Below are 22,656 nucleotides of genomic sequence, written 5' to 3' on the forward strand. Positions count from 1 at the left end.
GCCGGAGCACGCCCTCATCTCTTGATCGCGTTGCTCGCGGCAGCCGTTGTGCTGACCGGATGCTCGTCGGTGGCGCCCCCTGAGAATCAGGAAACAGACTCCGCACCTCCGCCACCGTCCTCGCTCGTTCCCCCGGCCGACTCGGCCGAGTGGGCTTCCGAGAGCTTCGGAACATTCGATGAGTACACGTCGAATGGGACCGGCGAGCTGCGCGTCGAGCTGCCCGCCGAGGTCTCCAAGGCACGTTCCGGCATCATCGACATCGCCTATGACGGCAGCGCACCCCTGACGCTGTGGACCGAGGACTCCGAGGGTGAGCTCGGGATGATCCTGCTGGACACGAGCATCGAAGGCTATACAGCAGACCCGACTTCCTTCGCCGGCCAGACGATGTGGTGGGCAGCGAACGAGCCGCCCTGGGCACTGCTCGTCGACGCCGACGGAGCCTGGGAGGTCACCGTTCGTCCCATCGACTCTGCGCCCCAGCTCCCCGAATCCGGGACGGGGTACGGCGCGTATCTCTACGACGGTCCGGGCGGCGCGTTCACGGGCGTGAAGCCGGACACCGGGGTCGGCATGTCGATCACGGAGTACCGCTCGGGCGCAGACGGCACCGGCGGTGGAGAGACACCGCACGAGGCGGTCAGCGAGCAGCGCAGGGATGCCGACTTTCGAGGGGAGCTCGCGGCCGGTCCTTCGCTGATCTTCGTCTCCCAGCGGGGCGCATGGGAACTCGACCTGCCCTGATCAGGACCAGCGACGAGCCGTCGAGCGCCTTGCTGGGATACGCGGTAGATTCCGGGCCTGTGCGGACTTCGCTGCTCGGTGTCCACGTCTGGAGCGTGGACTGGTGGATCACAAGGCCGCTGCTGGCGCTTCGGGCTGTCTTGCTGGCGTCGCCCTCGAACTGACGACCACAACCGTCGTCTGTGTCGTGCACAATCGTGGACTCCGACCTTCGTCGCGATGCCCATCGCCATCGGACTGGGTGGTGGGCCGCTCTTCGTCATCACGAGGACCGGACTCACGCCGGCGCGACCGGCGACCTCGATGGAGCCAGCTACTGCCCTGTGCTCGCACTCGTGGCGGACCTTGTAGGAGTTGCTAGCTCTCCTGCACCGCCACTCGATCATCTGCGGTCAAGTGAGCGCCGGGATGAGCACGCCGACGCTCAAACTCGCGGGGGCCACGTGGGCAGTATCGCCGTTAGGTTTGGGACATGTTCGAGTTCGTGCTGTTTTGTCTCCCCGCGGCGATCTACTTGTTCGTTCAGTCGCGCGGTGAGAACCGGACGCTCGCTGCCGCACGCCTCCAACTCGGACTAACGTGGGGGTCGGCGAACGGCTATGCGTGGGCAGGTCTCCTCCTCTTCCCGCTGCTCTTCGCGGGTTGGCTGGCGATTGTCTCGGTGCCAGCTGAGGTCGTTGATGCCCCTGGCGTGTCAGTTGCTCGTCTCACTTCCCTGGGAGTCGCGCTCAGCGTCGTACTGCGCGCTTTCGGCGAGGAGATTCTTTTCCGCGGTCTTCTCGGAGGCGTCCTCTCGCGTCGACTCGGCTTCCAGAAAGGAAACCTGTTGCAGTCCCTGGTGTTCGTCGTGCCGCACCTCGGGATTCTGCTGGTCGATATCCGCGCCTGGCCTGTCATCCCGGCCCAATTTGCGGCCGCTTGGATTCTTGGCTGGTTGCGTGAGAAGACGGGAACCTTCGTGCCCGGGGCACTTGTGCATGCAGCGGCAAACATGTGCGCAGGATTGCTGTTGAGCTGACACCTGTGCGCAGTAGGCATAAGCCCTGAGAGCTGTGGTGTCGTCAAATACGCACAGAAACATCCGTCCTCGCCCAAGGAAGAGCGAACTTCGCTGGCACAATCCTCCTCACGCGCTCGCCGCGGTCGACCTCGTGCTCTCTTTCCGCTCTCACGTTCCATCACATCGGCGTCCCCGACTCTGAGCCCCCTTGTTCCCTTCTGTCCGTTGGATGCTCCCCGGTTGAGGAAGAGGCCGTCCTCGTCGCTCATGCATGTTCACTGCTCAACATCCACCAATCCGCGAAAAGGCTTGAGGATGCCGTAAGCGTGGGCTTTTCTTTCGTCCGTCAGACAAGCGCGAGTGACTTCTCAAGCTGGCCCAGTGTCTCGCTAGTTCTCGAGGCCGGCAGGACCAACGAATCTGACTCACCTTGCATTCGGAAATCCCGTCTGGCCTGGACAGAGCTGCTGCACAAGGACGTCCGGATGCGCACACAACGGCCCCACGCAGGCGCTCGAATGTGTTGCCGGAGGTCGGTCGGCGTCCGGCGGCACTACCCGAGGAACGCTTGGATGATGAGCGCGATCGCCGCGCCGAGGATGCACAGTCCGATGACCCCGCCAGCAGTCCAGAGCCCGATCAGGGCAGACCTGCTCAGCCCTGGCTTCAGACCGAGCTCCTGCCCGATCGCTCTGATGCGAGCCCGTTCCTCCTCGGGGCTGAACGCCACCTCGAACCCACCGGGCGCGACGCCGAGCTGGATCACGCGACCGTACTTGACCCGACCCGACTGGTACGACATCGAGAAGCCGAGTCGAGGGACCATTCCTGACACCCCGGCGCTCCAGCTGATCCGACGCAGGGTGTCGTTGATGCTGAACTTGCCCGCGCGCTCGTTCACTCGAACGTTGTAGGTGATGCTGTCGCGGACGTCGTTGACCGCGAGGATGCTCACCCACCGGGCATCGGCGAGTGCGAAGCCGACGTCAAAGCCGCCTCGTACTCGGACGACCGCGAAGGGCTTGTCGGCAAGTTCGGCTTCGACGAGCCCCGCGAAACGTTCGGTGATGTGCACCGGCTCAGCATAGGCCTGACGGCGTCACCGCACGGGGCAGCGCTGGGGTCCGTCAGAGCGTGATGATGAGGACCGTGATGACGGTGACGAGCAGCACCGCGGCGATGCCGGCTCCGCATCCGATCGCTGCGATCGCCCCGTACCCGAGCCGCGAGACGCGCGCTCCGGACTGTCGTGCGGCATCGAGGAACTGCGGACCTCCGCCCACATTCCATGAGTTGGCAGCCGAGATCTGGTTCCGGAGGGCTCCGACGTCGGCTGCGGCTCCCGCAACCGGTCGGTCGAGGACGGCCGCGACGGCCCCGGCCGTGCTGTACCCGAGCGCGCGAATCACGGCATCGGGGTCAGCGAGGAGCAGGTACTGCCGTCCGCCGACGGAGAGGCGGATCTTCTGCGCGGTCGACCTGACGCTCACCTCTGGCGCTGGCGCACGAACCACGACCGTCCACCCGTCTGGCGTGAGTGCCCAGAGCGTCACCCAACCGTCGCTGACCTCCACGTTTCCTGGCACGTACCCGTTTCCTGCCGGGTTGACGAGGGCGCCGGAGAATGTGGCTCGAATGAACGGCATCTGAGAGGTCATGCCCACATGTTAGTTACTGGGCACTCACAGCTGACAGTGCCCCGCGGCGAGCGCACCACGGTTCTGCTCCCGTGAACACGGGCACACGATGAGGCGAGCGATGCCCGGTTGAGCCCCTCGTGGTGCTGTTCGACTGGAGGGAAGACCAGGACGCCAAGATGGTGGACCCAAACCTCAGCGTGTACTCCGTCGAGAGCATCGCCTCCCAGACAAGCACGTTCCGCGCGGAGCTGGAGCAGCGCGTTGCCGATGCGCAGGCTCGCCAAGTGAATGCGGGCGGGTCTGTCAGCGAAGGCATCGTCGACGCGGCCGGGCACAGCAAGATGACCACTGTGCATGAGCTCGCGCACGTGTTCCAGAAGGCAGACGACACGCGTTACCCGGACGACCGCGGCGGCTATCAACCGCTCCTCCTCCAGGCCTGTTCCAGGGCAGCAAAGAAGCAATGGCCGACTGCTACGCCCATAGCTACTTCAACGATTGGACCCTGAGCGATGGGGTCACTGAAAGCGCCTACGGGTACATCTGCGGCGACAGTGAGCGTCGAGCGATCCGCGACTGGGCAGCCAGTATGAACGCGCCCCTCGGGTAGCGGGTGTGCCGCCTGCTTGAGGCTTCACCTCACTCGGCGTGATCCGCTGGAGAGCCGAGCGCCACGAGTGCTCTCGAAACCAGCGCATTCTTCGTGCTCGCTGGCGAGCGCTCCGGTGCCGGTGAAGACTGCGGACCGCGAACACCCCCGCGCTTCGCCTGGCAAGCGTGGGAGCTCACAAGCCTGCGCGGGGGCGTTCTGCTCGGGGAAGACGCTCCTCGAACCCCTGAAGGAACGCGGCTAGCGCACGTAGTACACGTCGCCCGCGCTGATGCGCACGTTGTTGCCTGTGTTCGTATCGACGGTTCCGGTTGGGGCTGTGATTCGGGCGCTGAGACCGCCCTGCTGCCGCTCGGCGCTAATGTCGGCGATATTGAACGCGATCTGGATCATGAACTCCGATCCCGATGGGATAGGGCGATTGATGGTGAAGACCCGATTCATTGACCCACCGCTGGATCCGGAAGGGCCCGAGAACGTCAACGCTCCACCCGTCATAGTGGAGCTGTTGATACCAAGTGCCGCGGTACCGGATTGGAATGCGGAGATGTCGATGTACGCGCCTGAGGCGGGATATACGACAATCGAAATGGTGAGCGTCGACCCCGCTGGGATCGTTTCCGGACCGTTATTGCGAACGTAGATGCGCGTGTTATAGGCGCTGTTGTCCTGGTAGATAGCCGAATTTGCCGACGTGCCGGTCGCTTCATACCGCAAAGGAGACTGATCGTACGGTTGCGTCGTGCTGCCTCCCGAGCTCACACGCGTGACCGTCGGATCCACGCGAGGCTCACGGGATGCGGAGGCAAGCGGAGAGGAGATGGCCGAGACCAGGATCGGCACGGACCAAGCCCCTGCTGTCACGATGTTGCGCCGGGAGAGATGCGTGCCTAAAGGCTGGTGCGCGGTTTCACGTGGGTTCATGCGGGAAAAGTAACAACGCGGGGGGCGCAGAAGTGCTTTTCGGCGCCGAGATGCGGAATTTCGTCGGTTGCGTGCGTTTTTGTGTCGCCAGCGGTCCGCTCGGGTGCCTGTTCACGACACCGAACCGCACTGACATCAACTCACGCGCCTCTGTCTACAGCTCTTCGGTGACGCACTCGCTCGAAGTCCCCACGGAACGACAAAGAAGCGTGCGGGACATTTTGCGCAGAAAATCGTCGCTTATCCGCAGTCAGGAGATCACCCGTCGCATTCCCGCGCGGATCTCCCCAGGATGAGCAGCAGTTCCGAATGCGCACGTGCCGCTCTCACGCGAGCCGCGTCCCCCACGACTCGAGAAAAGCGAGAGAACACATGACAGGTGATGCAAAAAACCATGGCCGGCGCAGCATTCTGCGCGGGGCGGCATGGAGCCTCCCCGTGCTGGCAACAGCAACGGCAGTTCCAGTCGCGGCGGCATCGACGTGCACGACGGCCAGCCAGGTCTTCAGTACCGCCGGACAGCTGACCACCTTCACAGTGCCGGCTGGGGCGAGGTACGTCGATTTCGTTGTGCGGGGTGCCGGGGGCGGTGCGGGCTCCACCGTCGCTGGCGGCCAGGGGGCGAATTCCAGTGGGCGCATCACGCTGCCCACCAACGCCACGGTCGCGCAGCGTACCTTCGGGATCGTGGTCGGGCAGGGCGGCGAGGTGAAGACAGACGGCACCACGGCCGCCGGCGGAACTGGGTACGGCAGTGGGGGAAACTCGACGCCCGGCCCCCGCGACAACCCTGGTGGCCCTGCGGGTGCCGGTGGTGGCGGCAGCGCACTCCTGCTCGGAGCGCTCAGTGGAACTCCGCTCGTGGTCTCCGGCGGAGGAGGCGGTTCCGCCGTACGAGAGACCGTTCAAGGCTCGACGCAGCAGACGACCGTGTATCAGGCACCGGACGCGACGACTGGATTCAACTACGGGACAGCGAACGCCGGTAGCTCCGCCCCCAACGGACGTGTCGGCGCGGTCGGCAGCGTGAACTCCACCGCTCCGGGACTCGCGGTGAACCCTGCCACCGCCGCGGATGGCCCTGTCGGCGGCACGCGCGGTGGCACGGCCCAGTATCGGGTCGCCAATGGCAACTGGGGACCGCCGACCAGGGTCGAGGGGTCGAACGGTCAGAACTTCGGGCTCGGCTCCAACGGCGGCGGCAATGGCGGCAACGGTGCCGCCCGGCTGAACAACGGCGGGGGCTCCTTCGCCGCTTCCGCCGGTGGCGGGGGCGGCGGCTACGCAGGGGGCGGAGGTGGAGGAATGGTCGGGTCGCAGTTCACCGGCACCACCCGTCTCACCATCTCCACCGGCACCGGAGCCGCTGGCTCTTCGTACCGCGCGGCGACTGCCCTCGGCACTCCCATCAGCAACTACGTGCTTGCACCTTCCGGTCTCCTGTCGGGGGCCGCTCGTGGGCACGCGGGCTACGTCTCACTGAGCTGGTGCGTCTGAGGTGGCAGGGCGAGTAACCGCACGCGACAGGGTTCGAAAACCTCCCGTCCAACATGGTGTGGTGCGCCCACGAGCCCGGTCTTGTGGGCAACCTCAGTCGGGGAGTTCGGCGAGTGCGCGTCGCAGGCCCCGAGCGGACGCGAACCCCGACCTCGAGGCGACGACCGATGCGGCGAGGGAGGGCTCCTGTTGCCAGATGCTGCGCGCGATGACCGCCCGGCTTCGTCTGATGGCGGAGACGACAGTGTCGCCTTCCTGGTTGTAGCGAACCTGCAGCTTGCGCGTCGAGACCTTGAACCGATCTGCGAGAGAGACGGGGGTGAGGCTGGCGTCAGCAGCATGCAGACGGATGTGCCTCAAGGAGGCCAGGTAGAGGTCGGGCTCCTGCAGGTGAGCCATGCGCGCCAGCAGGCCTCGGGCGAGGGTTGCGGCAGCGTGTTCAATCGTGTCCGCGGTCGCTTTGGACACTGGCGTGGGTGCCTGCGAGAGGCCGTAGCAGGCTGTGAAGACGAACGTGTTGAGCGTTGGGTCGACGAGCCGCGTGATGCCTTCCAAGGGAGAAGCAGAATCGCCGCGCCCGGCAACCGGCAAGTCGATGCTGAACAGGATGACCTCGGTCCGCTCACCCGCAGCGATGAGCTCGATGGTTGAGCTCCCCGGGGCGACGGCAGACACCTCCCCGCGGGCGAGCGGCACCGTCTGCCCGTCCAACCCGACGTGGACCTGACCGGCGTTCGCGAAGACGAACAATGTCCGCGACTCGATCGACGTTCCCATCCGGTGCACTTGGTAGCTCGATGCGGGGACGCTCGCCCACGCACAGATGAAGGATGGGCCTCGGAGCGCTGAGATGCTGTAGCTCTCGGCATGTTCCGTGTTGACCAGCGTGATGCCGGTGCTGTTGAGTAACGCGGCAAAGTGAACGCTGTCTTTGGATTCCCGAGCCTGGAGACGGGCATACCCGAGTGGGGATGATTGGGGCACGTGGAACTCGTTTCACTCTCTTGTGCAGAGTCCAGCACGCGCGAAGATTCCTCAGGTCGCCTTGGCGCAGGATAGAACCTGGCTGTCGCGGGATCGACGGCCAAGGCCTTCACTACAGACCGGCACTGGAAAGTGAATCACCACGTGATGCGGGTTCCGTTGCTTCCCCAAGCTCGATCCGCAGGTGCTCCTCCATCCCCGAGCGCCACGGGTTACATCGGAAGCACGATGAAGGCCTCGCGGTGTCGTGCACCCAGATGCGCGCGGCCTCCATCGATACGCGCCCCAGGACCTGTCTCTCAGCAACCTGCGAGGGCCCCGACTCTCACCGCCGAAGCGTGCGCGATCACCGGCAACCGACGTGCTCTTCTGCCAACCGCTCAGGGCTAGGTCTACTGCTCGTCCACCGGGTTCCTGGAGCCTCTGACGATCGCCCATCGGGTGATCCCGACTGCGAGGAAGAACGGCACGGCGCAGAGGGCGAAAACCAGGACTTTCATCCACCAGGCTTCGACGAGCGGCACGAGAAAGATGACTGCCAGCACGGACACCAAAGCCACAGCACGGAATATCCCGGCGCGGCGCCCGTTCAAGAAGAGGCCCATTCCGTGGCGTTCCGGGACTCGCTCCCAGGCGTCGACTCCGGCCCTCCACACGATGCCTGACGAGTCGGTGCGCTCTGCCCCCACCGGCACTGAAGAGCGAGGTGGCAGGTCTGGGACCACATTCTCTTCCCCCGCCTCGAGATTCATGCTTCGACGGTACAGGTCGGACGCCCGAAGCGAGCGCGGGTGCGCCCATGAGTGTTCCCCTTCGAGGGGCGATGGATATGTGTGCGCCACTGTCACGGCCGGTCACGGGGTGTCCCAGAACTTGAGTCAGACTCCGGGCGAGTCCCCAGCGGAACGGGCAGAACTTCCCTGGCGACGGATCGCTGGGCGCCGATATGGTCGTGGCACGAGGACAGAGCCGAGTGAGGAGACACCATGGGTTCCACAACGAAGAAGATCGTCGGCGGGGTCGTTGGAGCGATCATGCTCGCCGCTGGCGCAGTCACCGCCGCGGCGCCCGCGCAGGCCGGAGTCGCCTACGCCTACGTGACGGGCCCCTCGTTCCAGCTGTGCGAGCACTACGCCGACCGCTACATGGCCCGCCAGGGCGGCAACGGCTATGACGCCGCGTTCCGAACGACCTGCGCCAAGAGCGGCAATGTGTGGAAGTCCAAGGTCACGCTGTCCTATTAGTCGACAAGATCTCGACCGCGCCACTGCCTCTCATCTGTCGAGCCAGCGGCGCTCTCGTATGGACTGCGCCGGGGCCCTGGTCGTCCGGGGCGCACTCTTCTGGGGCGTGAAGTCGATGTCAGGCTCCTTGACCGAAGACACGTTCCCGCTGGGAACCACCGCTGCGCTCCTGAGGTGGACGGAAACGCAGATGGCCCTGACCAGGGATACGGAGTGGTGGGCCCTGCCGGGATCGAACCGACGACATCCACGGTGTAAACGTGGCGCTCTACCAGCTGAGCTAAAGGCCCTCGGCGAGCAAGTGTAGCGCGGCCGCGTGGTCCGATCGAACGCGGGCCTCACCGGGGCGCGCGGATGCGGCAACCCGGTGGCTGCCGTCGGCCCTGACGAGGAATGAGCGTCGCATCGCGGTGCCAGCGGCCTCGTCGAACGCACCATACGCACGGGCAGCCGAACCGTGCGGCCAGAAGTCGCTGCAGCCGGTGAGGAGTGCATCTGCGCCGAGCTCGACGAGCCACGCTCGCAGCGCAGCTGAGCTGTCGGTCGAGACGACGAGCACCTCGGGAGCCTCGAGCGCGGAGCCCCACTCGGGCCGATTCCGGGCTTCACTCACCAGCTGGGCGAGGTCGGAGATCTCGTCGGCGCACACGGGCGTGAATGCCATGGGAACGAACACGACGAGCCGCGATGACGGTGCCGGCCCGGCCACCACGCCCATCCCACCCCGGTGGTCGACCAGAGAAATGGGCTCAAGCGGCGGCGCGAATTCGCTCACGATCAGGCCCTCTCCGACGGCGATGTTCGGTTGTGCGCGCTTCGACAAGGATTCACGCCAACCTGCGTGTGCATCGCACAAACCAAAGATAGGCTAGCCGGTGGACTGCGCGTCATAACCTGGCGCGCGCCATAGACGTGACGAACCCGGAACGAAATGAGGTCGACGGTGGCTGTTAACAACCAGGATCCGTACTCAGAGCATTACGTTGACAGCGACCCCGAGGAGACCGCCGAATGGCGCGAATCGCTCGATGCGGTCGTAGACGCGCAGGGACACCAGCGCGGACGAGACATCATGCTCAGCCTTCTTGAGCGGTCTCGGGAGCGCCACCTCGGCGTTCCCATGGTTCCAACCACCGATTACGTGAACTCGATTGCGCCCGAGGACGAGCCAGAGTTCCCAGGTGACGAGTCGCTGGAGCGCACCTACCGCTCATGGATCCGCTGGAACGCGGCCATGACGGTGCAGCGCGCCCAGCGCGAAGGGGTCGCCGTCGGCGGCCACATCTCCTCCTACGCCTCGCAGGCGACCCTCTACGAAGTGGGTCTGAACCACTTCTTCAAGGGCTACGACCACGCGGATGGGCCCGACCAGGTCTTCTTCCAGGGGCACGCCTCCCCCGGCAACTACTCGCGCGCCTTCCTGCAGGGGCAGATCAGCGCCGAGCAGCTCGACGGCTTCCGCCAGGAGCAGTCCGCTGCCCCGCACGGCATGCCGTCGTACCCGCACCCCCGCCTCATGAAGGACTTCTGGCAGTTCCCGACGGTCTCGATGGGCATCGGGCCGCTCAACGCGATCTGGCAGGCACAGTTCAACAAGTACCTCACCAACCGCGGCATGAAGGACGCCTCCGGCTCGCACGTCTGGGCCTACCTCGGCGACGGCGAGATGGATGAGGTCGAGTCGCGCGGACAGCTGCAGGTCGCAGCCAACCAGAACCTCGACAACCTCACCTTCGTCGTCAACTGCAACCTGCAGCGCCTCGACGGCCCGGTTCGCGGCAATGGCAAGATCATCCAGGAGCTCGAGAGCTTCTTCCGCGGCGCCGGCTGGCACGTCATCAAGGTCGTCTGGGGTCGCGAGTGGGACTCGCTCCTCGAGCGCGACGACAAGGGCGCGCTGCGGACCCTGATGAACGAGACGCCCGATGGCGACTTCCAGACGTACAAGACCGAGTCGGGCGGATTCGTTCGCGAGAACTTCTTCGGACGCGACCCCGAGGCGCTCAAGCTCGTCGAGAACTACAGCGACGACGAGATCTGGGGCCTGAAGCGAGGCGGCCACGACTACCGCAAGGTCTACGCGGCGTACAAGGCGGCGATCGAGCACAAGGGACAGCCGACCGTCATCCTCGCGCACACCATCAAGGGCTACGGTCTCGGACCGCACTTCGAGGGCCGCAACGCGACGCACCAGATGAAGAAGCTCACGCTTCCCGACCTGAAGGCGTTCCGCGACCAGCTGCACATCCCGATCTCGGATGCAGCGCTCGAGGCCGACGTCTACCAGCCCCCGTACTACAACCCGGGTCCCGACAACGAGGCGATCCAGTACATGCAGGAGCGTCGCCGCGAGCTCGGCGGGTTCGTGCCGGAGCGTCGCTCGAAGTTCACGCAGATCGCCGTGCCGGACGACAAGACCTACGCGTCCATCAAGAAGGGCTCCGGCACGCAGGAGATCGCTTCGACGATGGCGTTCGTCCGCCTCCTCAAGGACCTCATGCGGTCCAAGGACTTCGGGTCGCGCATCGTCCCGATCATCCCGGACGAGGCCCGCACCTTCGGCGTCGACGCGTTCTTCCCGACCGCGAAGATCTACAACCCGAACGGCCAGCACTACATGTCGGTCGACCGCGAGCTGCTCCTCGCCTACCGCGAGAGCGAGCAGGGGCAGATCAACCACGTCGGCATCAACGAGGCCGGCGCCATGGGCGCGTTCACGGCAGCCGGTTCGTCGTACTCGACGCACGGCGAGGCGATGATCCCGATCTACATGTACTACTCCATGTTCGGGTTCCAGCGCACCGCCGACGCCATGTGGGCGGCGGCAGACCAGCTCACGCGCGGCTTCCTCATCGGAGCCACGGCCGGGCGCACGACGCTCGCCGGCGAAGGCCTGCAGCACATGGACGGCCACTCGCCGATCATCGCAGCCACCAACCCGGCAGTCGTCACCTACGACCCCGCCTTCGCCTACGAGCTCGCACACATCATGCAAGCGGGTATCGAGCGGATGTACGGCCCGGATTCCCAGTCGGAGAACCCGAAGCAGGACCCGAACGTCATGTACTACCTCACGGTGTACAACGAGCCGATGGCTCAGCCAGCTGAGCCGGAGAACGTGGACGTCGAGGGCATCCTCAAGGGCATCTACTACCTCAAGGGAACCGAAGCGCAGGGACCGCGCGTCCAGCTGCTCGCCTCGGGTGTCGGTGTGCCGTGGATCCTCGAAGCGCAGGAGCTCCTGGAGAAGGACTGGGGTGTTGCGGCTGAAGTCTGGTCGGTCACGTCCTGGAACGAACTCCGTCGCGACGGCCTCCGTGCCGAGGAGTACAACTGGACGCACCCGAACGAGGAGCCCAAGGTTCCCTTCGTCACGGACAAGCTCCAGGCGTCGGAAGGCCCCGTCATCGCCGTGAGCGACTTCTCGCACGCGGTTCAGGACCAGATCCGTCCGTTCGTGAAGAACGACTTCACGACGCTCGGTGCCGACGACTTCGGCATCTCCGACACGCGTCCCGCCGCACGTCGGTACTACCTGATCGACAGCCACTCCGTAGTCGTTCGTGCTCTCGAGCGCCTCGCGACGCAGGGCAAGATCGACCGTTCGGTCGTGCAGGAGGCCATCGACAAGTACGACCTCCACAACCCGAAGGCTGGCACGAGCGGCAGCGCGGGCGGAGACGCCTAACAGCGCTCCTCCCCTGCTCGCCTCCTCACAGTTCGGAATCATGCCCGCTCCACGCACGAAGGAACAGACGCTCAACTGGCTGCGATCGATCTCGGGAGAGCTCTCGACCGCAACGGTGAAGCGCTTGGAAGACACCCTTCCCTGGTTCGGTGATATGCCCCCTGGGCGACGTAGTGCCGTAGGCCTCGTCGCCCAGTCGGGCATCTCATCCTTCATCGCCTGGTTCGAAGACCCGACTGCCACCCCCTGGGTGGCGGCCGACGTGTTCGACTCGGCACCTCGAGAGCTCCTCCGCTCGGTGAGCCTGCAGCAGACGCTGCAGCTCATCCGGGTTGTCGTGGAGGTCGTTGAGGAGCGCACGAAGCTGACCGACGGCGACGTGCGTGAAGCGGTGCTGAAGTACTCGCGAGATATCGCGTTCGCCGCTGCCGACGTGTACGCACGTGCGGCCGAGGCCAGAGGCCTGTGGGATGCGCGCCTCGAGGCGCTCGTCGTCGACTCGATCCTCACCGGCGAGCACGACGACGAGCTCCCGAGCCGTATCGCCGCGCTCGGCTGGCACGGGCACGGCGAGGTCAGCGTGCTCGTCGGGACGACCCCGAGGATCCTCGAGGTCGACCAGATCCGCAGGACGGCGCGCCACAACAAGGTCGACCTCCTCGTCGGCGTGCAGGGAGGTCGGCTGGTGCTCGTCATCGGTCGAGCCCACCCCACCGGTGAAGGCGACGAAGGCGAGCAGGTGCCCTTCATGGAGATCGCCGAGCGGCTGGAGCCCAGCTTCGGCGACGGCCGCCTCGTCCTCGGCCCGCCCGTGCCGAGCGTGGTCGAGGCCTCTCGCAGCGCCCGCGCCGCGCTCGCCGGCTTCGCAGTGGCGGGTGCGTGGAGGAAGGCGCAGCGCCCCATGCTGGCCGACGAGCTCCTCCCAGAACGTGCCCTCGCGGGCGACCCGCTCGCACGGCAGACGCTCGTGGCGAGGGTCTTCAGGCCACTCGCCGATCACCAGAGCGACCTGCTGACGACGCTCTGGTGCTACCTCGACAACGGACGTTCGCTCGAGGCGACGGCCCGCGAGCTCTTCGTGCACCCCAACACGGTCCGCTACCGCCTCAAGCGCGTCAGCGAGGTCATCGGCTGGGACGCCACCGGACCGCGAGAGGCGCTCATCCTCCAGTGCGCGCTGATCCTCGGGAACATCGCCGAGCCGAAGCAGCCAGAACCCCGCCGCCAGTCGGGCGGAACCCCCGCAAGCAACGTGGCTCGACGCAGCCGCCGCACTTCGCACTAGAAAACCTCTAATGATCTTTCGAGTTCTTGGGACTGTTGCTACAGGGCTGAACGCTCAGGTGCTGTCATGATGGAATCCATGATTGTCGTCACCTGCCCAGGCCAGGGTTCCCAGACTCCAGGCTTCCTGCTCCCCTGGATCGAAGACACCAGGAACCGAGACACCCTCGAGCAGCTGTCCGCCTCGTCCGGCATCGACCTCGTGAAGCACGGCACGGAGTCTGACGCCGACACGATCCGCGACACCGCAGTCGCACAGCCCCTCATCGTCGCCGCCGGCATCCTCGCCTGGAACTCCCTCATGGAGATCCCCGGCGCGGCAGCGGCGATCGGTGGGGTCGCCGGCCACTCCGTCGGCGAGATCACGGCCGCCTACGCGGCGGGAATCTTCGACGCCGACACTGCGATGCGGTTCGTCGCGCGCCGTTCGCAGCTGATGGCACAGGACGCCGCCGCCACTCCCACCAGCATGAGCGCGGTTCTCGGCGGTGACGAGGACGTGGTTCTCGCACGCCTCGCGGAGCTCGACCTCACCCCCGCCAACTTCAACGGCGGCGGACAGATCGTCGCGGCCGGCGCACCCGAGGCACTCGCGGCGCTCCGCAGCGAGCCCGCACCAGGAACACGCGTGATCCCGCTCAAGGTCGCAGGCGCCTTCCACACCCGCTACATGGAGCAGGCGCGCACGACGCTGGCCGCGGATGCTGAGCACTTCGAGGTCCGAGACCCCGTCCGCACGATCTGGTCGAACGAGACCGGCTCGGTCGTGACCGACGGAGTGGAGTTCCGTGCGGCCCTCATCCGGCAGCTCGCGCAGCCAGTGCGCTGGGACGCCTGCATGCGCTCCTTCGCCGACGCCGGAGTCACCTCGCTCATCGAGCTCGCCCCGGCCGGCACCCTGAGCGGACTCGCGAAGCGAGCACTCAAGGGAACCCCGACCCTCGCACTCTCCACTCCCGCAGACCTCGACGTGGCACGCGAACGCATCGCGGCCGACGCCTGAGCACACCGAACTGCCAAGAGCATCCTCGAGAGGACTCGCATGACCACAGCAACACCGACCCTTGTGCAGTCGACGGGCGCGCAGTACACGCGCATCCTCGCCATGGGTGCCGCCCGCGGCGAGCGCGTCGTCCCGAACTCGGAGATCATCGAGCCGATCAACTCGTCTGACGAGTGGATCCGCCAGCGCACGGGAGTCATCACCCGCGTCCGAGCGAACGAGGAGACGAGCGCGCTCGATCTCGCCGTCGATGCCTCACGCGAGGCCATCGAACGCTCGGGCATCGACCCGAGCCGCATCGGCGCCGTCATCGTCGCGACCATCAGCAACGAGATGCAGACCCCGTCGCTCGCTGCGCGCCTCGCCGACCTCGTCGGTGCGACGCCGGCTGCTGCCTACGACCTCAACGCCGCGTGCGCCGGCTACTGCTACGCCGTCGCGCAGGCGGATGCGCTGGTTCGCACTGGAGTCGCCGAGCACGTCCTGGTCGTCGGCACCGAGAAGCTGTCGGACCTCATCGACCCCACGGACCGCACGATCTCCTTCCTGCTCGGCGACGGCGCGGGGGCTGCGATCATCGGCCCAAGCGACGCTCCCGGCATCTCCAAGTCGATCCTCGGCTCCGACGGGTCCCGCTGGGAAGCCGTCTCCATGAACGCGAGCCTGCAGGACTACCGCCAGGGCGGCTCCGAGTGGCCGACACTGCGCCAAGACGGGCCGAGCGTCTTCCGCTGGGCCGTCTGGGACATGGCGAAGGTCGCGCGCCGTGCGCTGGAAGAGGCAGGCGTCACCGCCGATCAGCTCTCCGCGTTCATCCCACACCAGGCGAACATGCGCATCGTCGACGAGTTCGCCAAGCAGCTCGCGCTGCCCGACCACGTCATCATCGCCCGCGACATCGCAACGACCGGCAACACATCGGCCGCTTCCGTGCCCCTCGCGACGCATCGCCTGCTCGAGGAGAACCCCGAGCTGTCGGGCGGACTCGCCCTCCAGATCGGCTTCGGCGCGGGCCTCGTGTACGGCGCCCAGGTCGTCGTCCTGCCCTAACGGGCCCCAGAAGTCACCGCACGCCTCCCCCACGCACCCCCGCCGACCAATACACTTGGCTCGGTCATTGACAATCAAGGAGAAACACCATGGCACTTACCAACGACGAAGTTCTCGCGGGACTCGCTGAGCTCGTAAACGACGAGACCGGAATCGCGGCTGACACGGTCACCGTTGAGAAGTCTTTCACCGACGACCTCGACATCGACTCGATCTCCATGATGACGATCGTCGTCAACGCTGAAGAGAAGTTCGACGTCAAGATCCCGGACGACGAGGTCGCAAACCTCAAGACCGTGGGCGACGCCGTCAACTTCATCGTCGCAGCGTCCTAAGGACGATCCCTCACTTCGAGTGGGCGGCTTCTGCCGCCCACTCTTAGTGACTGTCTCACCTTCGCCCCAGTTCATTCAGGAGCAGTTGTCATGACCAAGAAAATCGTCGTCACCGGCATCGGTGCGACTTCCCCGCTGGGCGGCACCGCCCGCAGCACCTGGGAAGCGCTCCTCGCCGGTGAATCAGGAGCTCGCACACTCGAGGCCGAATGGGTCGCGAAGTACGAGATCCCCATCGAATTCGCCGCGACCGCAAAGGTCCCGGCAAGCGAGGTACTCCCCCGCCATGAGGCCAAGCGCCTCGACCCCTCAAGCCAGTTCGCGCTCATCGCGGGCCGTGAGGCCTTCGCCGATGCAGGCCTCACCGTCGGCGATATCCCCGCCGAACGCCTCCTCGTCGACTGGGCAACCGGCATCGGCGGAGTCTGGACGCTCCTCGACGCCTGGGACACGCTCCGCGAGAAGGGCCCGCGCCGGGTCATGCCGCTCACCGTTCCCATGCTCATGCCGAACGGCCCAGGAGCAGCGATCGGCATGGACATCAAGGCCCGCGCCGGTGTTCGCACGGTCGTCTCAGCATGCGCATCCAGCACGGAAGCCATTGCAGACGCCTACGAGCACCTCCAGCAGGGCCTCGCCGATGTCGTCGTCGCCGGTGGCTCCGAGGCGGCAATCCACCCGCTCCCTGTCGCCTCCTTCGCGGCGATGCAGGCCCTGTCGAAGCGCAACGACGACCCATCGCACGCGTCACGTCCCTACGACGTGAGCCGAGACGGCTTCGTCCTGGGCGAGGGTGCTGCGGCGCTCGTGCTCGAGACCGAGGAGCACGCGCTCGCGCGCGGTGCGCGCATCTACGCTGAGCTCATCGGCGGGGGCGTCACGGCGGATGCACACCACATCACGGCACCGGACCCAGAGGGCACCGGGGCGGCACGAGCGATCACCGCCGCACTGGGCCAGGCCGGTGTGTCCGTCGAGGACGTCACGCACATCAACGCACACGCCACCTCGACGCCCGTCGGCGACATCGCTGAGTTCACGGCGCTGAAGTCGGTCTTCGGCGAGCACCTCGCCTCCATTCCCGTCTCCGCGACCAAGGCGTCCACAGGCCACCTGCTCGGCGGCGCGGGAGCCCTCGAGGCCATGTTCACCGTGCTTGCCCTCTCGGAGGGGACACTGCCCCCGACGATCAACCTCAACGAGCAGGACCCCGCGATCCACCTCGACGTCGTCACCGAGCCGCGTCCCTTCGACGCACCGGGCAAGGTCGCCATCTCGACCTCGTTCGGCTTCGGCGGGCACAACGCCGTCGTCGCGTTCCGCGGAGTGTAGATCCTCCCCCTCTGCCGGCCGCCTCGACGTCCGGCAGCAAGAACTGTGGCCCCTCAGGTGAGAACCTGAGGGGCCACAGTCTTGGAGTGTCGAGAACAGCTTCCGGTCCGCCTCTCAGCGGACCATCCGCTTGGCGGGCCTAGCCGACTCGGTGGTGCATCCACACGACGGGACTCTCGTCGCCGGCGATGCGGAAAGGCTCCAACTCGTCGTCCCAAGCCTGCCCAAGCGCGAGGCGCAGCTCGCGGTGGAGCTCGGAGGCGTTGCCGCCAGCGATCTCCATCGCGTACCGAACGCGATCTTCCGGAACCACGACGCCGCCAGAGGCATCCGTCTGGGCGTAGTAGATACCAAGCTCAGGCGTGTGCATCCAACGACCGCCATCGACGCCAGGACGCGCGTCCTCGGTGACTTCGAAGCGAAGGTGGGCCCAGCCGCGCAGGTGCGACGCGATGGCCGCCCCAGCGCCAGGCTCGCCTTCCCAGGCGAACTCCGCACGCAACTGCCCTGGAATGACCGGTTGGTCGATCCAGGGAAGGTTGACGGCGTGCCCGAGGGCGCGACCGACACCCCACTCGACGTGCTGGCAAAGCGCCTTAGGAGAGGAGTGCACGTAGAGCACCCCTCCTGCGTTCGGTGCAACCATGAGTTCTCCTCCATTCGTTTGGTGATTCGTCTTCCCCAACGATCACGTGATGAATGGATGCGAACTGCATCGTTTACCAGACGTCGACATTTCTGTCGTCACTTGAATTATGCCCGACGACGACGCCGAATGACAAGCCTGTCATTACTTTCGGCGCCGCCGCCCAGGAGCGATCTCCTACGCGGGGAGACGGACCAGTCCCAGCTCGGCCGAAGCCTGCAGGAACGCGTGTCTCGGCTGCACCCGGACGGTGTAGCCGAGCAGTCCAGGCTCGTCGATCGGGACGTCGACGACAAACGTCGATCCCCCCTCGTGGGCAGGCCGCATCTCGACGATCCGAGTGCTCTGCAGCTCACCCTCGGCGTCGGGAGCACCCACGACGGCTTCGACGAGGACGTCGTCAGTGCTCAGCCCGCCGAGTTCGACTCTTGCCGAGAGACGGACGCTCTCCCCCGCCTTCGGCTCGCGGTTCTCCGCGACCACGGACTCGACGCGGACGCCCGGCCAGGCCGCCCGCACGTCGCCGAGCCAAGTCGCGAACGAGCGTGTAGCGACGAGGTCGGAGGCAACGCGTGCCGAACGGCCCGCGGGCAGGTAGAGGTCGGTGACGTAGTCCCGCACCATGCGCTCGGCGGCGACCTTCGGGCCGACAACCGACACGGAACGGCGGACCTTCTCTACCCACTCGACAGGAAGGCCCCGCTCATCGCGCGCGTAGAACAGCGGCGCGATCTCGTGCTCGAGGATGTCGTAGAGCGCACCGGCCTCAAGAGCGTCACGCGTGCGCTCATCGACTCCGCTGGTGTCAGGAATCGTCCACCCGACAGCGTCGTCCGCCATCTCGTCCCACCAGCCATCTGAGATCGAGAACGTCAGGCACCCGTTCATGACGGCCTTCATGCCCGAGGTGCCGGATGCCTCCTGTGGGCGCACGGGGTTGTTCAGCCACACATCGCTGCCGGCCACGAGGTGCTTCGCGATCGTGACGTTGTAGTCGGGGAGGAACACGATGCGGTCGCGAACCCCCGCCTCATCGGCGAAGTTCACCAGCTCCTGCAAGAGCTGCTTGCCGCCCATATCGGCGGGATGCGCCTTGCCGGCGATGACGAACTGGACGGGACGATCGGGATTGTTGAGGATGCGGGCGAGCCGATCTCGGTCCTGCAGCATGAGGGTGAGGCGCTTGTAGGTCGAGACTCGACGAGCGAAGCCGATCGTGAGCCGCTCGGGATCCAGCACGTCTCGGATCCAGCCGAGTTCCGCGTCCTGTGCGCCTCGCGCCTGCCACGAGGCGCGAACCGATTCGCGGGCCCGTCTGACGAGCTCGGCCCGCAGCTCACCGCGGATGCGCCAGAGCTCCTCAGCGCCGACCGCCTCCGGGTGGTTCCACGTGCCGGACGTCGCGAGCTCGCGTCCACCGTTCATGGCTTCGATGACCCGGAGCATCGACGGGCGGGTCCAGCTCGGGATGTGGACGCCGTTGGTGATCGAGCCGATCGGGACTTCCTCTGCGGCCACACCCGGGTACAGCTTGGCGAACATGCCTCGGGACACGACTCCATGCAGCTTCGCGACGCCGTTGGCGTACTGCGCGAGGCGGAGACCGAGGTGCGCCATGTTGAAGCGGCCAGGGTCGTCTTCCGCCCCGAGCTCCATGATGCGTGCCAGCGGAACGTCAGGCACCAGGGTCAGACCGCCGGACGAGCCGAGGTAGCGCTGCACGAGATGTGCGTCGAAGCGGTCGATGCCGGCGGGAACCGGCGTGTGCGTCGTGAAGACGGTGCTCGACCGCACTGCGGCGAGCGCGGTTTCGAACGTCTCGCCGCCAGCCATCAGTTGACCGATGCGCTCGACGCCCGAGAAGCCCGCGTGCCCCTCGTTGAGGTGGAAGACGGTCGGCTGCCGGCGTCCGTTGAGTTCCGCGTACGCCTGCACGGCCCGTACTCCGCCGACGCCGAGCACCAGCTCCTGCCGGATGCGGTGCTCGGCGTCTCCACCGTAGAGCCGATCCGTGATCGCGCGGAGATCCTCAGGGTTCTCCGGCAGGTTCGTGTCGAGGAGCAGTAGCGGCACAGTGCCGACCTGGGCCTCCCAGAGTGCGATCTCGAGCGTCCGCCCGTCCGGGAAGGCAAGAGAGACGCGGGACTGGGCACCCGACGCGTCCAACACGGGATCGACGGCGAGGTCCTTCGGCGGATGCTCCGCGTAAGCCTCCTGCTGCCATCCCTCGCGAGACAAGGTCTGCGAGAAGTACCCGTAGGTGTAGAGGAGGCCGACGCCGATGATCGGCGCCCCGAGGTCGCTTGCGCTCTTGAGATGGTCGCCCGCGAGCACACCGAGACCGCCGGAGTAGACGGGGAGCGACTCCGTGATCCCGAACTCCATCGAGAAGTAGGCAACGCTCGTCGCCTCGTCCGCGGTACCCCGCGTGTGCTTGTGGAACCAGCGGTCGCTGTCGAGGTAGGCCGAGAGATCCTCGGCTTCGTGACCGAGCCGCGCGACGAACTCGGGATCTGCCGCGAGCTCGGCGACGCGGGATGCCGGAAGTGAGCGAAGCATCACGATGGGATTGCGGCCGCACGCTCGCCACAGCTGCTCGTCGATGCCGGCGAAGAGCCGTTCGGCGCTCGAGCGCCAGGACCAGCGCAGATTCTTGGCGAGAGTGCGCAGCGGCGCGAGCTCAGGAGGGAGAACAGTGGATACGGACAGCGAGTCGTAGGCCTTCACGCGCTCCAGCGTAGCGCCGAAACACGGCGCCACCGCGTCGCCGAGATGAACGTCAGCGAACGGTGGAAGTTACCGACGCGATGAGCTCCCGCGCGGCGGCCGCACGGCCCTGGAGGTCCTGCCAGATCCAGGCGGCGGAGCGCGCATCAACCGGCACGAAGCTCGTGAGCGTTCCCGTCGGATTCGAAATGCGGACCTCGTATCCGCCGACGACGCGATCCTCCTTCACCAGCAGGAACAGGAGGCTGAAGATCGTCAGGACGAAGAACCCGGCGATCGCGACGATGATCGCCCACGTCGGGATGGCACGCTCGACGCGCGACATGTTCGTGACGAACACGGTCGAGCCCTCCGTCGGGAGGGAGCCGTACGGACCCGAGATGCGATCTCGGGACACCTCGAGCTCACCGAGGAAGACTCGGTCGAGGCCCTGGGGGCGTTCCGTGCTCGGCGCCTGGGCGAAGGCGTCGTGCTGGTCGAAGTTCGACGGCTGGTTCTCGATGGGCAGTGGGGTGCTGGTCATGATCGTCCCTTCAACGTCTCCGATCAGGCTACGCGGCGAGCCTGACGGAACGCGTCATCACCTGGACTGATCTTCGCGCGGGAGGTGCCGCAGCTCAGGCGCGAATCTGGCCGTCGCCCGTGACAACCCACTTCGTCGTCGTGAGCTCTTCGAGCCCCATCGGCCCGCGAGCGTGCAGCTTCTGGGTCGAGATGCCCAGCTCGGCGCCGAGCCCGAACTGGCCGCCATCCGTGAAGCGCGTCGACGCGTTCACGATGACGGCCGCGGCGTCGACCTCAGCGGTGAAGCGCTCTGCGGCCTGCAGCGAGCTCGTGACGATCGCCTCGGTGTGGCCAGTGCTGAACTCGCGGATGTGCACAAGCGCCTGATCGAAGTCATCGACGACTCGCACTGCGATCTCGTAGTCGAGGTACTCCGTCGCCCAGTCATCGTGTGTCGCCTCGAGCACCTCGACACCCTGAGGCGCCACGGCCCTCGTGCGGCCGTCGCCATGGATGCGGACCCCGCGCTCAGCAAGCGCCGCGAGGGCGCCGGGGAGGAACGCCTCCACCGCATCCGAGTGCACCAGCAGGGTCTCTGCCGCGTTGCAGACGCCGACTCGGTGCGTCTTCGAGTTGATGAGGATCTCGAGCGCCATGTCGAGCTCGGCGGTGCTGTCGACGAAGACGTGGCAGTTGCCGACTCCCGTCTCGATGACGGGAACTCGAGACTCGCGGACGACGGTCTGGATGAGACCGGCACCGCCACGAGGGACGACGAGGTCGACGTGCCCGCGGGCTCGCATGAGTGCGCGGGCTCCGGGGCGGCCGTACTCGTCGATCGACTGCACGAGATCGGCGGGCAGCCCGTACGCATCCAGTGCCGACCGAAGCGTGCCGATGATGGCCGAATTGGAGTGCTCCGCGGCGGATCCGCCGCGGAGGAGCACAGCGTTGCCGCTCTTCAGCGCGAGCCCGGCGACGTCGACGGTGACGTTGGGACGTGCCTCGTAGATGACACCGATGACCCCCATCGGAACACGCAGCTGGCGGAGTCGGAGCCCGTTGGCCAGGGTCGATCCTCGGACGACTGCACCGACGGGGTCGGGCAGCGCCGCGACCTCGAGCAGGGAGTCGGCGATCGCTCGAATGCGGGACTCGTCCAGCGCGAGACGGTCGAGGAGACCTTCGGACATGCCCGAGACGCGCCCGCGCTCGAGGTCCTGCGCATTGCCGGCGAGGATCTCGGGCGTCGCACGCACGAGGGCCTCCGCGAGGGCGACGAGCGCCCCGTCCTTCTGCGCACGCGTCGATCGAGCCAGCACGCGCGATGCCGCCCGTGCCCGTCCGGCGAGCTCGATGATGGCGGTGCTCGCCAGCTCGTCCGCGTCGCCCTGGTCCGCCGTGTCCGCGCGCTCACCCTGCAAGATCGTCATGACAGAGC

General features: G+C 66.4%; 21 protein-coding genes and 1 tRNA gene. 11 read left to right on the plus strand and 11 right to left on the minus strand.

Annotation, left to right across the window (positions count from 1 at the left end; all coding sequences use genetic code 11):
- The first annotated feature begins 21 nt into the window (after positions 1–21).
- The gene (locus C5E06_RS10575; protein WP_104306849.1) at positions 22–747 is read left to right on the plus strand and encodes a hypothetical protein; all 726 of its coding nucleotides are present in this window, start codon (positions 22–24) and stop codon (positions 745–747) included.
- 472 nt (positions 748–1,219) lie between these two features.
- Complete coding sequence (locus tag C5E06_RS10580) at positions 1,220–1,765, plus strand: CPBP family intramembrane glutamic endopeptidase (RefSeq protein ID WP_104306850.1); 546 nt, start codon at positions 1,220–1,222, stop codon at positions 1,763–1,765.
- 535 nt (positions 1,766–2,300) lie between these two features.
- On the opposite strand, the gene C5E06_RS10585 is transcribed toward C5E06_RS10580, so the two are convergent.
- On the minus strand, positions 2,301–2,822 hold the full coding sequence (locus C5E06_RS10585) for a hypothetical protein (protein WP_104306851.1): 522 nt from the start codon (positions 2,820–2,822) through the stop codon (positions 2,301–2,303).
- A gap of 52 nt (positions 2,823–2,874) precedes the next feature.
- Positions 2,875–3,405 (minus strand): hypothetical protein, encoded by a 531-nt coding sequence (locus C5E06_RS10590; protein ID WP_146080520.1) that lies wholly within the window; start codon positions 3,403–3,405, stop codon positions 2,875–2,877.
- A gap of 119 nt (positions 3,406–3,524) precedes the next feature.
- On the opposite strand from C5E06_RS10590, the gene C5E06_RS10595 reads away from it, so the two are divergent.
- Positions 3,525–3,896 carry a hypothetical protein gene (locus C5E06_RS10595; RefSeq protein WP_104306852.1) on the plus strand — a complete coding sequence of 124 codons (372 nt, stop codon included), beginning with the start codon at positions 3,525–3,527 and terminating at the stop codon, positions 3,894–3,896.
- A gap of 341 nt (positions 3,897–4,237) precedes the next feature.
- Here C5E06_RS10595 and C5E06_RS19005 read toward each other — a convergent pair whose 3' ends face one another.
- Positions 4,238–4,921 carry a hypothetical protein gene (locus tag C5E06_RS19005; protein WP_146081366.1) on the minus strand — a complete coding sequence of 228 codons (684 nt, stop codon included), beginning with the start codon at positions 4,919–4,921 and terminating at the stop codon, positions 4,238–4,240.
- A gap of 438 nt (positions 4,922–5,359) precedes the next feature.
- On the opposite strand from C5E06_RS19005, the gene C5E06_RS19315 reads away from it, so the two are divergent.
- On the plus strand, positions 5,360–6,418 hold the full coding sequence (locus C5E06_RS19315; RefSeq protein ID WP_181062991.1) for a hypothetical protein: 1,059 nt from the start codon (positions 5,360–5,362) through the stop codon (positions 6,416–6,418).
- Between the two features lie 93 nt (positions 6,419–6,511).
- Here the strand turns inward: C5E06_RS19315 and C5E06_RS10605 are convergent, their stop codons facing one another.
- Positions 6,512–7,195: a hypothetical protein gene (locus tag C5E06_RS10605; RefSeq protein ID WP_104241401.1), complete on the minus strand. Its 684-nt coding sequence runs from the start codon at positions 7,193–7,195 to the stop codon at positions 6,512–6,514.
- 599 nt (positions 7,196–7,794) lie between these two features.
- Entirely contained in the window at positions 7,795–8,154 is a 360-nt protein-coding gene (locus C5E06_RS19010) for a hypothetical protein (protein WP_146081367.1), read from the minus strand.
- Between the two features lie 234 nt (positions 8,155–8,388).
- Between C5E06_RS19010 and C5E06_RS10615 the strand changes: the two genes are divergently transcribed.
- A complete protein-coding gene (locus C5E06_RS10615; RefSeq protein ID WP_104306854.1) occupies positions 8,389–8,646 on the plus strand; it encodes a hypothetical protein in 258 nt (85 codons plus the stop codon).
- Positions 8,647–8,860: 214 nt separating this feature from the next.
- Here the strand turns inward: C5E06_RS10615 and C5E06_RS10620 are convergent.
- A tRNA-Val gene (locus C5E06_RS10620) sits at positions 8,861–8,936 on the minus strand.
- Complete coding sequence (locus tag C5E06_RS10625; RefSeq protein WP_146081368.1) at positions 8,927–9,469, minus strand: redoxin domain-containing protein; 543 nt, start codon at positions 9,467–9,469, stop codon at positions 8,927–8,929. Before C5E06_RS10625 ends, C5E06_RS10620 begins: the two co-directional genes overlap by 10 nt.
- A 120-nt stretch (positions 9,470–9,589) precedes the next feature.
- Here C5E06_RS10625 and aceE point away from each other — a divergent pair, with 120 nt between their 5' ends.
- The 6 genes from aceE (at position 9,590) to C5E06_RS10655 (ending at position 17,338) form a co-directional block, all read left to right on the plus strand.
- The gene (aceE, locus tag C5E06_RS10630) at positions 9,590–12,334 is read left to right on the plus strand and encodes a pyruvate dehydrogenase (acetyl-transferring), homodimeric type (RefSeq protein ID WP_104307273.1); all 2,745 of its coding nucleotides are present in this window, start codon (positions 9,590–9,592) and stop codon (positions 12,332–12,334) included.
- 40 nt (positions 12,335–12,374) lie between these two features.
- A complete protein-coding gene (locus tag C5E06_RS10635; RefSeq protein ID WP_104241405.1) occupies positions 12,375–13,619 on the plus strand; it encodes a CdaR family transcriptional regulator in 1,245 nt (414 codons plus the stop codon).
- A gap of 78 nt (positions 13,620–13,697) precedes the next feature.
- A complete protein-coding gene (locus C5E06_RS10640; protein WP_104306855.1) occupies positions 13,698–14,621 on the plus strand; it encodes an ACP S-malonyltransferase in 924 nt (307 codons plus the stop codon).
- A 39-nt stretch (positions 14,622–14,660) separates the two neighbouring features.
- Complete coding sequence (locus C5E06_RS10645) at positions 14,661–15,671, plus strand: beta-ketoacyl-ACP synthase III (protein WP_104241407.1); 1,011 nt, start codon at positions 14,661–14,663, stop codon at positions 15,669–15,671.
- Positions 15,672–15,760: 89 nt separating this feature from the next.
- Positions 15,761–16,006 (plus strand): acyl carrier protein, encoded by a 246-nt coding sequence (locus C5E06_RS10650; protein WP_068479114.1) that lies wholly within the window; start codon positions 15,761–15,763, stop codon positions 16,004–16,006.
- A gap of 90 nt (positions 16,007–16,096) precedes the next feature.
- Entirely contained in the window at positions 16,097–17,338 is a 1,242-nt protein-coding gene (locus C5E06_RS10655) for a beta-ketoacyl synthase (RefSeq protein WP_104241408.1), read from the plus strand.
- 139 nt (positions 17,339–17,477) lie between these two features.
- Here C5E06_RS10655 and C5E06_RS10660 read toward each other — a convergent pair whose 3' ends face one another.
- The 4 genes from C5E06_RS10660 to C5E06_RS10675 form a co-directional block, all read right to left on the minus strand.
- Entirely contained in the window at positions 17,478–17,984 is a 507-nt protein-coding gene (locus C5E06_RS10660) for a DUF3145 domain-containing protein (protein WP_104306856.1), read from the minus strand.
- A 177-nt stretch (positions 17,985–18,161) separates the two neighbouring features.
- Positions 18,162–20,711, minus strand: coding sequence for an alpha-glucan family phosphorylase (gene glgP, locus C5E06_RS10665; protein WP_104306857.1), 2,550 nt, complete (start codon positions 20,709–20,711; stop codon positions 18,162–18,164).
- 52 nt (positions 20,712–20,763) lie between these two features.
- Positions 20,764–21,234, minus strand: coding sequence for a hypothetical protein (locus C5E06_RS10670; RefSeq protein WP_104241411.1), 471 nt, complete (start codon positions 21,232–21,234; stop codon positions 20,764–20,766).
- Positions 21,235–21,328: 94 nt separating this feature from the next.
- Positions 21,329–22,648 (minus strand): glutamate-5-semialdehyde dehydrogenase, encoded by a 1,320-nt coding sequence (locus C5E06_RS10675; RefSeq protein ID WP_104306858.1) that lies wholly within the window; start codon positions 22,646–22,648, stop codon positions 21,329–21,331.
- Between the last annotated feature and the right edge of the window lie 8 nt (positions 22,649–22,656).

This window comes from Pseudoclavibacter sp. RFBI5, from assembly GCF_002931395.1.
GTDB lineage: Bacteria > Actinomycetota > Actinomycetes > Actinomycetales > Microbacteriaceae > Pseudoclavibacter.

Bases quoted from the DNA above. Each gene is read 5' to 3' on its own strand.
- C5E06_RS10670 (WP_104241411.1), bottom strand. From the start codon at position 21,234: ATGACCAGCACCCCACTGCCCATCGAGAACCAGCCGTCGAACTTCGAC.
- C5E06_RS10640 (WP_104306855.1), top strand. From the start codon at position 13,698: ATGATTGTCGTCACCTGCCCAGGCCAGGGTTCCCAGACTCCAGGCTTC.
- C5E06_RS10580 (WP_104306850.1), top strand. From the start codon at position 1,220: ATGTTCGAGTTCGTGCTGTTTTGTCTCCCCGCGGCGATCTACTTGTTC.
- C5E06_RS10635 (WP_104241405.1), top strand. From the start codon at position 12,375: ATGCCCGCTCCACGCACGAAGGAACAGACGCTCAACTGGCTGCGATCG.
- C5E06_RS10615 (WP_104306854.1), top strand. From the start codon at position 8,389: ATGGGTTCCACAACGAAGAAGATCGTCGGCGGGGTCGTTGGAGCGATC.
- C5E06_RS10655 (WP_104241408.1), top strand. From the start codon at position 16,097: ATGACCAAGAAAATCGTCGTCACCGGCATCGGTGCGACTTCCCCGCTG.
- C5E06_RS10675 (WP_104306858.1), bottom strand. From the start codon at position 22,648: ATGACGATCTTGCAGGGTGAGCGCGCGGACACGGCGGACCAGGGCGAC.
- C5E06_RS10605 (WP_104241401.1), bottom strand. From the start codon at position 7,195: ATGGGAACGTCGATCGAGTCGCGGACATTGTTCGTCTTCGCGAACGCC.
- C5E06_RS10645 (WP_104241407.1), top strand. From the start codon at position 14,661: ATGACCACAGCAACACCGACCCTTGTGCAGTCGACGGGCGCGCAGTAC.
- C5E06_RS10590 (WP_146080520.1), bottom strand. From the start codon at position 3,405: ATGACCTCTCAGATGCCGTTCATTCGAGCCACATTCTCCGGCGCCCTC.
- C5E06_RS19010 (WP_146081367.1), bottom strand. From the start codon at position 8,154: ATGAATCTCGAGGCGGGGGAAGAGAATGTGGTCCCAGACCTGCCACCT.
- C5E06_RS10660 (WP_104306856.1), bottom strand. From the start codon at position 17,984: ATGGTTGCACCGAACGCAGGAGGGGTGCTCTACGTGCACTCCTCTCCT.
- C5E06_RS19005 (WP_146081366.1), bottom strand. From the start codon at position 4,921: ATGAACCCACGTGAAACCGCGCACCAGCCTTTAGGCACGCATCTCTCC.
- C5E06_RS10650 (WP_068479114.1), top strand. From the start codon at position 15,761: ATGGCACTTACCAACGACGAAGTTCTCGCGGGACTCGCTGAGCTCGTA.